This window comes from Pseudarthrobacter siccitolerans (assembly GCF_001046895.1).
GTDB classification, from domain to species: Bacteria; Actinomycetota; Actinomycetes; order Actinomycetales; family Micrococcaceae; genus Arthrobacter; species Arthrobacter siccitolerans.
This window is the reverse complement of sequence record NZ_CAQI01000048.1, coordinates 186,864-199,240: the sequence shown is the minus strand read 5'-3', so window position 1 is coordinate 199,240 and position 12,377 is coordinate 186,864. Positions and strand designations below refer to the sequence as shown.

Sequence of the window (12,377 nt, the reverse complement as noted above, 5' to 3'; positions counted from 1 at the left end):
CCCTTTCGACGGACAAGACGGGGGAGTTGGTACTGCCGCCGAAGCCTTAGCTCCTCGGGTTGCTATCGGCTTCGGTTGCTATCGGCTTCGGTCTTTATTGACTTCGGTTGTTATTGACGAAGGCCGGCGCATTTGATGCGCCGGCCTTCTCTCTTGACTTTTTATTTGGGTCCCGCCACTGGTAGAACCAAGGACGATAGGCCTGTGGATAACTCTTATCGCTGAAATGTGATGTGGGCTACCCTTAAGTCACTGTCCGGAGTAAGCCGTCTAAAACTACTGGGGGAATAGCGGCCCATGACATCGCACAACAGTCGTACGTTCGGTGATGGCATGCGCGTTGGCGCCATGGCCTTTGCGGTTGCTGGCTCCCTCCTGCTGGCCGGCTGCTCGGGCGGAGCACCTGCAGATCCCGGCACGTCATCACCCACTGCTGCGGAGACCACGTCGCCCAGTCCAACATCCACCCCGACGCCGACCCCCAGCGCCGTCTACAAACCCGCCGACGCCTCGGGGCCAGCCCAAAATGTCCCCGTTCCCGTGCTGCCTGAGGTGGCAAAGACGGAGACGAAGGAAGGGCTCGAGGCATTCGCCAAGTATTGGTTTGCGCTTCTGAGCTACGGATATGAAACAGGCGATACGAAAGCGGTGTCGGCAATCACGAGCGCAAACTGCGTTATGTGCGAACGCAGTAAACAGGTGCAGACCGGGTGGCACGAAGAGGGCCGATGGCTAGCGGGTGGAAAGGTGACAACGCCCGTCGTCGATACCTCTTTCAATAGATCGTCTGATGGTCAGTACCAAGTAGCCGTACAGGTCTCACAAGAGGCTCTGAGCTACTACAACGCGGATGGAACTCTGGATAGCACCGACGCTAAACCAGCAGATTCTGGAAGCCTCATGTTTGTGGTTTACAGAGATGGTGCCTGGTATGTAAATACCATCGAGCCGATCGCTGGCTGATAATGAAAGGCGTCTTGCTTCGCTGCTTGCTTGGAGTCCTAGCCGCCGCGCTCATCCCGGCCGGAACGGGATTTATTACCCCTGGATTTGCCAGCGTGCAGTCATTGGTTCGCGTTAGCGACGATAAAAGCCAACCTCCCAAAGCGCCTCCACCTAAAGGTGTATGGTCAGCGACCGGAACGGACATTACCGGCTGGGCCAGGGACTCAGTCACAGGTGACTTTGCCCCACTTTCTCCTGGAGCAGTCAACACCGACCCCAACGAGTATAAGTACGAACTTCAGTGCCACCTCGGCGGGGGTGACTTCGACACTCCCTGCCTGGGCCGGCAGTTGGAGTGCAAAGACGGGCCGGATGGCGAAGACGGGATTCCTGTTGTCTGGTACTCGAAGCCGCGCGGTGTTCCTGGTGCCGTCTGGGCGATCCACTCCGGCCCGACCTGCCTCTTTGACGCCCGGCCCGAGGACCTGCTGCCACGCATCGCCGCCGACATTCAGCGGCAGTTCCAAAGCCTCCCCGTAAACGCCGGAACGGTGGTGGCGCAGCCCAGCCCGCACACACTCCGAGGCGCCGAAACCAACTTCTATGCCGAAGCCGTAGAACAGCAGTTCGATGTCACCATGTTCGGGCAGCAGGTGCACATCGTCGCCACACCGATCCAATACACCTGGAACTACGGCGACGGCACCGTCTTCGGGCCGCAGCCCTCGATGGGAGGCTCGCTGCCACAGGACCGCTGGGGCGAAAAGACCAGGACAAGCCATGCCTACGGATCCACCGGCGACTTCCAAGTGGTGTTGACCACGTCTTTCCAAGGAACATACGCAGTCAACGCCGGCCCTCCGCTGCCCATCCCGGGCCAAGGCCAGTTCAACGCGCCGCCGCAAACCATCAGCGTATGGCGGTCCCTGACCCGGAACTACGCCGACGACTGCCACGCCAACCCCCAGGGCCAGGGCTGTCCAGGAGTTGGAGCCACCCGGTAGGGCGCCGCGAATCGAAGTTATCCGCCAATCCCAAGCGACCCGCCAGCCTAGGAGGCTGCTGAACTAAGGCGGGTTGTAGGCGGGCGGAACGCCACCAATGGCCGTCTAGCGGCGTGTTCTGGTCAGCACCCTTGGGTGCGACAACGGGGTCGTTCCGCCCGCTTGACTTCATTCTGCCTCTGAATCTGGTGCATCGTCCAGGTGATTTTGTTGATGAGCCGAGGGTTCTGACGGTGGCTTATTCCAGCGCCCACGATCCCTCGTTTACGGTCAGTCCGAGAGCGAGCATGCGTCGTAGGTTCAGTCCCGCGATCCGTAGGCGTAGCCAGGCGTTGTTCCGTCTGATGCCCCGGTGTGGAACGCGGCGGTTGCCACGGGTGAGCCAGGCGATGGACCGCTCGACCATGGGCCGGTGCGTGCGGTAGTCGTCTTGGAAGGCCGGATCCGCGGCGCGTTGACGGTGTTCGCGCTGCAGCGCGTCGTGTTCGTGCAGTTGGATCTTGCGTCCCCGTGGCGATGCGGTGCACCGGTCCCGGAGTGGGCAGCCGGTGCAGGCGGCGCCGAACGTGACCCGTCGTTTTGCGGTGATCTTGCGGGTGAGGCCATTCGGGCAGGTCATAGTGCCGGCTGCCTCATCGACGGTGAAGTCATCGAGGGTGAACCCGCCCTCAACGGTCGGGCGCAGCGGCCATGGTTTGATCACCGGGCTATGGCCGGTGCCGGCCATAGCGGCGAGCATTTCACCGGAACCGTAGGCCGAGTCGGCCAGGACGTCCACTCTGGTGCCGGCGATCGTGGGATCCATGCCGACCAGGCGGGCACCGACGGTCCCGTCGCTGTTCTCCGGTCCGGAGGCTTTGGTCAGTTCCGCGGCGGTGATCAGCCCGGTGTCGGGTTCGATCACGATGTGGGCCTTGTATCCGTCCTGCTGGCGTGACTGGGTCTTGTGCGCGTGCCGGGTGTCCGGGTCCACGGTGGAGATCATCCGGTCCGGGGCGACCTTGCGGGCGATCCGCCACCGCCCGTCGGTCCCGTCCGAGTCCTCGGCTGGTTCCACGTCCTGTCCGGCGACCAGGGCCAGCAGCGCGTACGCATCAGCAGCCTTACCCTCGAGCGTCTCTGGATCCACCGCGGCGAGCAGGGCAAGCGCGTCGGTGACCAGGGCCGAGATCAGCCCGTCTTTGGCGTCCTGGTCATCCCAGGCGATGTCCGGCTTGCCGGTGCGGGTGTAGTCATACCCCCTCGCATGGGCGGTCACGAGTTCTTGGCCGCCGGGGATGTCCCGTCCGAAGCGGCGGACTGCGGCGATCAGCTGCGTGATGGTGTCTTGCCTGGCGACCGCGTCGTCCAGGACCGTCGAATCCACCGCCCGCCGGCGCTTGCCCTTCAGTACCCCGTTTCCGCGACGACTTCGGCGATGGCCTCCATAATCCGGTGCGGATTCTTCGAGCCGGCCAGACGCTTCCGCCAGTACGTCAGCGTGCTCGGATGGAACGCGGTATCAGTCAGCCCGTACCCGCACGCTGCCTTCCACCGCAGATCGAAGGTCAAAGCCTCCGCGGTTTCCCGATCAGAGAGGCCCTGCAACGCCTGCACCACCAGCACCGACCCGATCACCGGCGCCGGAACCGAAGGCCTGCCCCGCCGCGACGGAAACAGGTCCTCCATCATCGAATCCGGGAACAGCCGCCCCCTGTGCCCGGCTAGAAAAGCGAAGACACTGCCCGGAGCCAACAACTCACCGGCCAGCGCCTCCACATCCAAATACCCGCGTTGCGCATCCTCGCGTCCCTGCATAAGACCAGTCTTAATCACCAGCCCCAGCAGTCCAGCCGACGCGCCCGACCAGCGAATATTTCAGCGGTCTCCTAGGACGTGCGGGCCCTCCCACCACACCCGCCGTCGGATGCCCTGTGATTCGCACCGCACCCGGAATAGTTGCACGCGCGTTCCAGTTGGGCCTAACAGAACACTGGAAATCCCGAAAGGAACCGCGCATGCTGTTTTCCCCCCTGGCCCTTGGCGAACTTGAGCTCCCGAACCGCCTTGTCATGGCGCCCCTCACCCGTCTCCGCGCAGGCGAAGAAGGTATTCCCGGGCCCCTCCTCGCCGAGCACTACCGCCAGCGGGCTTCCCTGGGCTTGATTGTCAGCGAAGGAACTTACCCCAGCCCTGCAGGCCGTTCGTACCCCGGCCAGCCCGGCATCGTCACGGACGAGCAAATTGCCGGCTGGAAGAACGTCACCGACGCCGTACACGCCGAAGGCGGACGCATGTTCGCGCAGATCATGCACGGCGGCAGGGTTTCGCACCCCGATATCACCGGCGGTCACCCCATCGTTGCCCCCAGCGCAGTTGCCATTGACGGTGAGGTTCGCACCCCGTCAGGTAAGCAGCCCTACCCGGTGCCGCACGCGCTGAACCCTGACGAGTTGCCGCTCGTGATGCAGGAAATCGTCGACGCCTCGCTGAATGCCATCGAAGCGGGCTTCGACGGCGTGGAACTGCACTCCGCCAACGGCTACCTCCTCCACGAGTTCCTGGCGCCGAACTCAAACGTACGCACGGACAGCTACGGCGGTTCCCCGGAAAACCGGGCACGGTTCGTCATCGAGACGGTCAACGCTGTTGTGGCAGCAATCGGAGCCAGCCGCGTCGGCATCCGCATCTCCCCTGAGCACAACGTGCAGGGCATTGCCGAAGTTGACGCAGCAGATGTCCGCGCCACCTACGAGGTGTTGGTTGACAGCATCGCCCCGCTGAACCTCGCCTACCTGAGCATCCTGCACCATGAACCAGCCGGGGAACTGGTCCAGGACCTCCGCGCACGTTTCGGCGGGACCTTCCTGGTCAACACCGGTTTTGGTGTTGTCACCACCCGCAAGGAAGCAGTGGCACTGGTGGCTGATGGTCACGCGGATGCTGTGGTGGTGGGACGCCCCGCCATCGCCAACCCGGACTTGGCCCGCCGCTGGAACGAGAGCCTGCCGCTGAACGAGCCGGACCCGTCCACCTTCTACGCCGAGGGTGCCGAGGGCTACACGGATTACCCCGCGTACGCCGGCTAGGCACGTTCCTTAGAAACACAGACGACGGCGGCACCCGGCTTGGGTGCCGCCGTCGCTTGCTGCTCGGTGTGCTGTCCCGGGCAGCGGGCTCCAAAGGACATCCGACGTCCTTTGGCTGGTGAAGTTGGCCCGCCGGGCTCCTCGGGGGAAGCCGGCGGTGATCAGATGATACTCCAACAAATGGAGTTTTGCTAGAGTCCGGTCTGCGCCTGCCAGGAAGGGCTAAAGGACCGCCTCCCGGCCCGTGCCTTCAGACATCACAAGCTTCCCGTCCTGGATGTTAACGAGGACGCTTTTGGGTTTTCCGCTGACCTTCGTGATCGCCTTCAAGCCGCGGTTCGTCACCTCAACCCCCACGTGCGCACCCTTTGCAGGAAGCTCTACCGACACCTCGTTCGCGATACCGAGAATCGGATTCGTGGAAACGTCCAAATCCCGCCGCGCCTGCTTGCCGTTCACCGTCACGGTGATGTTTGCCTCCTCGAACCCCTCCTGAAACACAATAAGCAGTTCCCGCATCATGCCCTCTTCCTCGAGCGTTGGGTTGCCTGAGACGGCATTTCAACTACAGCACTTTGGAGGCGGTAGCGGAATACCCTTACCGGCAGGCCCCGTCTCACAAGGCAGTGGAGCCGCGCAGGCGCTTAGGGCAAGATGTTCTGGTGACTCAACTGCCGCAGGCCCCTTCCAATGTTCCGTCCACACCCCAGAAACGGGAGGACGGTATTTACACCCAGATTGCCACAGAACTGGGGGTCAAAGCCTGGCAGGTGAAGGCAGCAGTGGAACTGCTCGACGGCGGATCCACCGTGCCCTTCATCGCCCGCTACCGCAAGGAAGCCACCGGGACGCTGGACGATACGCAGCTCCGTGACCTCGACGAGCGGCTGCGCTACCTCCGCGAACTGGAGGACCGCCGTCGTACGGTGCTTGACGCGGTTGCTGCCCAAGGCCAGCTGACCCCTGAGCTGCAAAAGGCCATCCTTGCCGCGGACACGAAGTCCCGTCTCGAGGACATTTACCTGCCGTTCAAATCGAAGCGGCGGACCAAGGCGCAGATCGCGCGTGAAGCCGGCCTGGAACCGCTGGCCGAGGCATTGCTCAAGCGTCCCGACCTCAGCCCCGAGCACGAGGCCGCCAAGTACCTGAATGCTGAACATGCTGTGGACGACGTCGCCGCTGCGCTCGCGGGTGCCCGTGCCATCCTGGTGGAACGTGCTGCCCAGGACCCCGACCTCGCAGCCACCCTCCGGGAGCGGCTGTGGACGCAGGGGCGGATGGTTTCGCGAGTGAAAAAGGGGAAGGAATCGGACGGACAGAAGTTCGCGGACTACTTCGAGTTTTCGCAGGCTCCCGCCGGCATGCCGTCCCACCGGGTGCTCGCGTTGCTGCGTGGCGAGAAGGACGGCGTCCTTGAGTTGGACCTCGCCGAAGCGGATCCCACGGACGACGCCGCCCTCGCCGCCGCGCGTTCCCGGTACGAGTCAGCGGTGGCCAAGTGCCTCGGGGTCGCCGACCGCGGACGTCCCTCCGATGCTTGGCTGATGGAGACGGCCCAAGTGGCCTGGCGGTCCCGCGTGCTCGCCCGGCTCACCGCTGACCTGCGCGGCAAGATGTTCGCCGCAGCTGAAGACGAGGCGGTGCGCGTTTTCGCTGCCAACCTTCGGGATGTCCTGCTCGCTGCGCCTGCCGGAAACCGGGCAACGCTCGGCCTGGACCCGGGGCTACGAACCGGCGTCAAGGTAGCTGTGGTGGATGGCACGGGCAAGGTCGTCGCTACCGACACCGTGTACCCCCACGCGCCTGCCCGGAAATGGGACGAGGCGTTGGCGAAGCTGGAGCGGCTGGCGCGCCAGCACGCCGTCGAACTCGTCGCCATTGGCAACGGAACTGCCTCCAGGGAGACCGATAAGCTCGCCGCCGAGCTGATCAAGCGGTTGCCGGATGTGGACCGGAAACCGCAGAAGCTTGTGGTTTCCGAAGCAGGGGCATCCGTCTACTCGGCTTCCGCGCTTGCCGCGGCCGAGCTCCCCGGGATGGACGTTTCGCTGCGCGGAGCTGTATCCATTGCCCGCAGGCTGCAGGACCCATTGGCAGAGTTGGTGAAGATTGATCCGAAATCCATTGGCGTGGGCCAGTACCAGCATGACGTGACCGCGTCGAAGCTGGACCGGAGCCTTGACGCCGTGGTGGAGGACTGCGTCAACGCCGTGGGAGTCGACGTGAACACCGCTTCGCCGGCACTGCTGAGCCGGGTGGCCGGCGTGGGGCCGTTGCTGAGCGAGAATATCGTCGCTTACCGCAATGAGCACGGCCCGTTCGCCAAGCGCGCCGACCTGAAAAAAGTGCCGCGGCTCGGTGCGAAGGCCTTTGAACAGTGCGCCGGCTTCCTCCGGATCACCGGGGGAGCGGAACCCCTGGATGCTTCAAGTGTGCACCCCGAGTCCTACTCTGTTGCGCGCAAGATCCTGGTTGCGGCGGGCTCGGCGCCCGCTTCTTCCCTGGATCCCCGTGAATTTGCGGACGACACCTTCGGCCTGCCCACCGTCAAGGACATCCTGGCAGAGCTGGACAAGCCGGGAAGGGACCCGCGCCCGGCGTTCGCGGCCGCGACCTTCTCCGAAGGGATCGAGAAAATTTCCGACCTCAAGCCCGGGATGATCCTGGAAGGGACTGTGACTAACGTTGCGGCCTTCGGTGCCTTCGTTGACGTGGGCGTCCACCAGGATGGCCTCGTCCACGTCTCTGCGCTCGCGAACCGCTTCGTGTCCGATCCCCGCGAGGTGGTGAAATCCGGGCAGGTAGTCCGGGTGAAGGTTTTGGAAGCAGACCCTGAGCGGAAGAGGATTTCCCTGACCTTGCGGCTCGATGACGAACCGTCCTCGGGTGGGACGTCTTCCGGCCGCTCCTCTGGCCGGCCGCAGAACCAGCCGCAGAACCAATCGCAGGGCCAGTCCCCGAACAGGGAGCGAGGCAGGAACCAGAGCGGCGGGCGTGGCGGCTCCGGTGCTGACCGAGGCCGTGGTCAAGGATCCGAGCGGGGCGGGCGCCAGGAGCAGGGGCGGTCGGGCAGTACGCCAAACCGCAATGTACCGTCGCCGGGGCGCAATCCTTTACCCCAACCGGCGCCCATCAACACGGCCATGGCCGAGGCGCTGCGGAAGGCCGGTCTCGGTAAGTAGGGATCTCGGTAGGTGGGATCGGCCGGAGCCTAAGGCACCCTTGGAGCTTGTTGGGGCTTGTTGAAGCTGCGTCGGCTAGGGACAGGTGACAGCGATGGTGCTGCTTAGGCTAGTACAGGGGTGGTGCTGCTTCGTCTAGGGACAGCGTGAAGGCGTTAGGGCTGCTCAGGCGCTAGCGACAGCGTCAAGGAAGGCGGTGGTGCTGCTTAGGCTAGCGACAGCGTGAAAGCGAGGACGAATCCGGCTGCGGTGCTGAGTGCGACTGCGGGGCCGCCATGTTCGTAGGCTTCGGGCATCAGCGTGTCCGCCAGCGAGGCGATCACAGCGCCGGCAGCGAATGCCAGCGGAAACGAAATGGTTTCCGGGTCGGTGCCGGACAGTGGCCCGGCGCCAAGGACAACGGCGATCACCAGCAGGACGGCGCACGCGACCCACAGTCCGATGATGCTGCCGGCTGAGCGGCCTTGGCTGCGCATGGATGCCGAACCAACGAGCGCTTCCGGAAAATTGGACACGAAGATTGCGGCGAGAAGTGCCAGCCCTCCAGTTCCTTCTCCCAGCGAGATGCCAAGTGCCACGTTTTCCGGCACCCCATCCAAGGTCACGGCGGCCAGGAGTGCCAGGCCTGCCGCCCCGCGGGTTGAGGCGGGGGTCGGGGCTTTTTCCACTGCAGCAGCGTCTGTATCGAGCTTGGCGCTTCCCTGGACTTCGTCCGCGGCTTTTGCCTGCTTCGCCTCTCCCGGCTGCGCCCAGCGGTCCAGCAGCGCGCTGAGGACTGTAAACACCACAGCACCCGCGATCAGGCCGATGGCTGCACGGATAATGCCGCCCCGTTCGTAGGCGTCCTCAAACAATTCGAAGGCCAAAGCCGTGATCAGCGACCCGGCGGCGAATGCCAGCAGCATGGCCAGAAGCCGTTTTGGAAGTTCAAAGCGGACTCCGATGAAGGCACCCAGGACCAGTGCGCTGGATGCTATGACGCCAAAGACCAGCGACATCATCATGCCGCAAGTATAGGAGTAGCTGTTTGACGTGGAAATACGTTGTGCGCCCCAACTGGTAAGCACACTTTCGATGATCGTGCGTTTCTGAAAAGGTGGGTTCATGACCTATTTCCTTGAGTACACAATTCCTGCATCCGCCGACGACGCCGAGTTCGAGTTCCCTCACGATGAAATCAACTCCGGCACGACCGTTCCGCTGACCCAGACGAAAGCTGAAGTTGTGCATACCCCTGAGTTGCCGGCGCGGACGGGCATCATTGGAGCCACCGTTCCCGAGGCGAAGCTGGAGGCCGAGCAGTTGATCACCCACAGCCGTGCCAGTGAGGCTTCTCTATACTTCGACCCGTCCAACTCGCTCAACGCTGGCGTCGGCACCCTCGTGGCCACCTTTGCGGAGGGCCGGGGCTGGCAGGACGTTTAGTTCAGTTACGCATCGTCCGCCCGTTTTGGGGTCTGTGGCGGGTGGGCTCCGTCCCGGTGGAACTTGTGGTTCTCGCCGGGACGGAGCTCTTTAATGGGACTTCTGCAGAGGCTGAACATGGGGCTGAACACGGGCTGAGGATCGCTGAGGCTTCAGTTGGTTGGCGGCAGGAATTGCCCTAACAAGATGCGGCCAGCCCCGGCTTCGCCTGGACCGCTCGTCTTTGCCGCCTGAGTCCGCCGAGGCTGAGTTGATTCCCGGCAGGAATGACCCTTGCCTGATGTAGCCAGAGCCGGACCTCGCGTTGAGCCACTTCGGTCGGCCAGCTATGTTCTCCGGTGGCCGCAAGAGCTGGGGCAGCGCTGAGTTTCCGTGTTTCGCGCCGGGTTCTTATGTTCTTTCAGGTCGTCGCCGCTGCACCTTTGTCGCTCCGGCACAGGTTTATTCGCGGGGTGTTGGTGGTGGGGGTGGTTTGAAGTAGGTGTTTTGTTGGGGTTTTTGGTGGGGGTCGAGGTGTTTTGGGGGTGTGAACCAGGGGGTGTTGTTGGTGGTGGTGATGGTCCATTGTTCTTTGTGGATGAGGTGGTGGTGGCCGCTGCAGAGCAGGACGCCGTTGTTGGTGTGGGTGGTGCCGTGGTGGGACCAGTAGGTGATGTGGTGGGCTTCGCACCATGGTGCGGGGATGGTGCAGTTGGGGAAGGCGCAGCCTTGGTCGCGGGCTGTGAGGGCGGTGCGTTGGGCTGGGGTGAAGAGTCGGGTTTTGCGGCCGAGGTCCAGGAGTTCGCCGTGGGTGCCCAGGAGTGCGGGGATGATGTCGGCGTCGCAGGCGAGTTTGCGCAGGGTTGCGGCGGCGACGGGGCCGGTGAACACGAAGTTCCCCGTGCCGGTGCCGGGGCCTGACTTGGTGTCTGTGGCGGTCGTGTCTGTGTTCGCGCCTGTGCCGGTGCCGTGGCTGGTCCCAATGGCGGTGCTGGTCCTAGGGCCTGACCTGGTGCCGGTCTCGCTTCCTGTGCCACTGCCACTGCCACTGCCACTGCCGGTGCCTGTGCCTGTGCTCGTGGCAGTGCTTGTGTTTGTGGGGGTGTGGTGGGGGAAGAGGTCTTGGTAGTTGATGGTGGCGATGATTTGGGGGCGGTTGCCGCCGGTGGCGGGCAGGGTGTTGGTGGCCAGGGCAATCTTGGCGGCGCCGACGAGTCCGTCGAGTTGTTTTTGCGGGCGGGTGCGCCGGTCCAGGTCCGGGCCGGTGTTGGTCTCGTTCCAGACCCGGTCCTGAGTGTTCCGGTCCTGAGTGTTCCCGTCCTGGGTGGTTGCGTGCTGGGTGTTTCCGTCCTGGCCGCGGGTTGTGCCGGTGACACCGCCGGTGGTGCCGCCGTCGGTGGTCCCTGAGGTGCGTGCAGGGATCGGGCCGGTGGTGGTGCGGGGGTTGGTGGCGGTGTTCATGACGGTGAGGAGGTGTTCGTATTGGTCGGTGGTGGCGAAGATTTCCAGGTGGTGCAGGCCGTGGCGGGGTTTGCGGATGAACGCGCCTTGGGTGTGGCGGAGGGCTTCTTCGCTGGGTTCGGTGCCGTCGGCGTCGATGGTGTCGGCCCAGCGGCGGGCGACGCGCGCGAGGAAGTCGGGGTCTGATGTGGCCGCGGTGGCGGTGAGGTTTTCTTCGATCAGGGCCAGTTTTTCGGGTGTGGTGAGGTGCTGGAGCCGGTTCAGGGTCAGGGCGATGATGGTCCCGGCCCGGGACGAGACCGCCGGGCAGGCAGCGGCTGTGCCCTGCACTCGGTTGTCGGCGCCCAAGGGCTCTTCGCTGCCGGTGCTGTCCCCGGTGCCAGTGCCGTCTTCCGGCCCGATGGAGTCTTCGGTGTTGGGAGTGCCCGTGCTGGTGCTGGTGCTGGGGGTGAAGGCGGCGGCGAGGTGTTCGCGGGGTGCGGGGATGACGTCGCCGGTAAGGGTGCTGGCGGGCAGGATGTCTTTTGCCAGGGCCAGGCGGCGGTTGGCTTCGCTTTTACCGATCCGCAGCAGGAGCCGGAGGGACTCGCCGGTGTTGGCGCAGCCGTCATCAGCCGGTGAAGTAATCACCCGGTCCCGGCCCCGCCCGCCGGTCCCTGTTGCAGCATCGCTCCCGGCGTCCCGTGCTGTTGCTTGGCCAGGCCAGTTGGTGTCTGTTTCGTTGAGGGTTTCGACGCCGTTGTCCCAGCCGGTGACCCAGCCCTTGCCGGTGCGGGACCGGTTGGCGCGTGCCGCGTCCGCGGCGGCGATGGCCTGGGTCCGGGTCCGGTCCACGGTCCCGGCCGACAGGACCTGCAGGTACTCCACAGTCCGGGAGAGGTCCTCCACTCCAGCGGCGTATTTAGCGGCTTCAACATAGCTGGCCCCCGCAAGTATCGACGGCGCGGCGACAGCAGCCTGGGCTACCAGCCTGCCGAGCTCCGCCAGACCCAGCGGCTCCGCGGCACGGAGGGAATCTGCCGCCCCGGGGCCTGTTAGGGACCCCGCGGGTTCGGAATCGGTCCCGGCAGCCCGCGTGGGCTCGGCGGGCACAGCATGAAGGCGCCAGCCGGGACTCAGCCGGCTGCCGTCGTCATAGTCGTTGAACACGGAAGGGTCGGCAGCGGCAAAAGCACCGGAACTGCCTGACACCGGATCGTCAAAGCCCGAAGGGACAGCAGGGGTAGTAACCCCGGCCCGCCCCAGCACCACGACGTTGCTGCCGTACTGCTCAGGCCGTTCCCCGATGGCTTCCATAGGTCAACTCTGCCAGA

At 64.4% G+C, this 12,377-nt stretch carries 8 protein-coding genes and 1 pseudogene; 5 read left to right on the top strand and 4 right to left on the bottom strand.

The window, feature by feature from the left end:
- The first annotated feature begins 297 nt into the window (after window positions 1-297).
- Together ARTSIC4J27_RS22250 and ARTSIC4J27_RS15900 are read left to right on the top strand one after the other, a co-directional pair.
- Window positions 298-963 carry a DUF6318 family protein gene (locus ARTSIC4J27_RS22250; RefSeq protein WP_083435505.1) on the top strand — a complete coding sequence of 222 codons (666 nt, stop codon included), beginning with the start codon at window positions 298-300 and terminating at the stop codon, window positions 961-963.
- A 332-nt stretch (window positions 964-1,295) separates the two neighbouring features.
- Window positions 1,296-1,949 carry a hypothetical protein gene (locus ARTSIC4J27_RS15900; RefSeq protein WP_235436721.1) on the top strand — a complete coding sequence of 218 codons (654 nt, stop codon included), beginning with the start codon at window positions 1,296-1,298 and terminating at the stop codon, window positions 1,947-1,949.
- A 238-nt stretch (window positions 1,950-2,187) separates the two neighbouring features.
- Here the strand turns inward: ARTSIC4J27_RS15900 and ARTSIC4J27_RS15895 are convergent.
- Window positions 2,188-3,746: pseudogene (locus ARTSIC4J27_RS15895) on the bottom strand (IS1182 family transposase).
- 200 nt (window positions 3,747-3,946) lie between these two features.
- Here ARTSIC4J27_RS15895 and ARTSIC4J27_RS15890 point away from each other — a divergent pair.
- A complete protein-coding gene (locus ARTSIC4J27_RS15890) occupies window positions 3,947-5,017 on the top strand; it encodes an alkene reductase (RefSeq protein ID WP_050056164.1) in 1,071 nt (356 codons plus the stop codon).
- Window positions 5,018-5,239: 222 nt separating this feature from the next.
- Here ARTSIC4J27_RS15890 and ARTSIC4J27_RS15885 read toward each other — a convergent pair whose 3' ends face one another.
- Window positions 5,240-5,536, bottom strand: a complete 297-nt coding sequence (locus ARTSIC4J27_RS15885; protein WP_050056183.1) for a hypothetical protein — start codon at window positions 5,534-5,536, stop codon at window positions 5,240-5,242.
- Between the two features lie 143 nt (window positions 5,537-5,679).
- Between ARTSIC4J27_RS15885 and ARTSIC4J27_RS15880 the strand changes: the two genes are divergently transcribed.
- Window positions 5,680-8,199, top strand: a complete 2,520-nt coding sequence (locus ARTSIC4J27_RS15880) for a Tex family protein (protein WP_050056163.1) — start codon at window positions 5,680-5,682, stop codon at window positions 8,197-8,199.
- Window positions 8,200-8,405: 206 nt separating this feature from the next.
- Here ARTSIC4J27_RS15880 and ARTSIC4J27_RS15875 read toward each other — a convergent pair whose 3' ends face one another.
- Window positions 8,406-9,203, bottom strand: coding sequence for a ZIP family metal transporter (locus ARTSIC4J27_RS15875; protein ID WP_050056182.1), 798 nt, complete (start codon window positions 9,201-9,203; stop codon window positions 8,406-8,408).
- A gap of 100 nt (window positions 9,204-9,303) precedes the next feature.
- On the opposite strand from ARTSIC4J27_RS15875, the gene ARTSIC4J27_RS15870 reads away from it, so the two are divergent.
- A complete protein-coding gene (locus ARTSIC4J27_RS15870) occupies window positions 9,304-9,624 on the top strand; it encodes a hypothetical protein (RefSeq protein WP_050056162.1) in 321 nt (106 codons plus the stop codon).
- A 441-nt stretch (window positions 9,625-10,065) separates the two neighbouring features.
- Here the strand turns inward: ARTSIC4J27_RS15870 and ARTSIC4J27_RS15865 are convergent, their stop codons facing one another.
- Window positions 10,066-12,360 carry an HNH endonuclease signature motif containing protein gene (locus tag ARTSIC4J27_RS15865; protein ID WP_050056161.1) on the bottom strand — a complete coding sequence of 765 codons (2,295 nt, stop codon included), beginning with the start codon at window positions 12,358-12,360 and terminating at the stop codon, window positions 10,066-10,068.
- Window positions 12,361-12,377: the final 17 nt, after the last annotated feature.

Coding starts and splice junctions, on each gene's coding strand:
- ARTSIC4J27_RS22250 (WP_083435505.1), top strand. CDS start 298: ATGACATCGCACAACAGTCGTACGTTCGGTGATGGCATGCGCGTTGGC.
- ARTSIC4J27_RS15890 (WP_050056164.1), top strand. CDS start 3,947: ATGCTGTTTTCCCCCCTGGCCCTTGGCGAACTTGAGCTCCCGAACCGC.
- ARTSIC4J27_RS15885 (WP_050056183.1), bottom strand. CDS start 5,536: ATGCGGGAACTGCTTATTGTGTTTCAGGAGGGGTTCGAGGAGGCAAAC.
- ARTSIC4J27_RS15875 (WP_050056182.1), bottom strand. CDS start 9,203: ATGATGATGTCGCTGGTCTTTGGCGTCATAGCATCCAGCGCACTGGTC.
- ARTSIC4J27_RS15870 (WP_050056162.1), top strand. CDS start 9,304: ATGACCTATTTCCTTGAGTACACAATTCCTGCATCCGCCGACGACGCC.
- ARTSIC4J27_RS15865 (WP_050056161.1), bottom strand. CDS start 12,360: ATGGAAGCCATCGGGGAACGGCCTGAGCAGTACGGCAGCAACGTCGTG.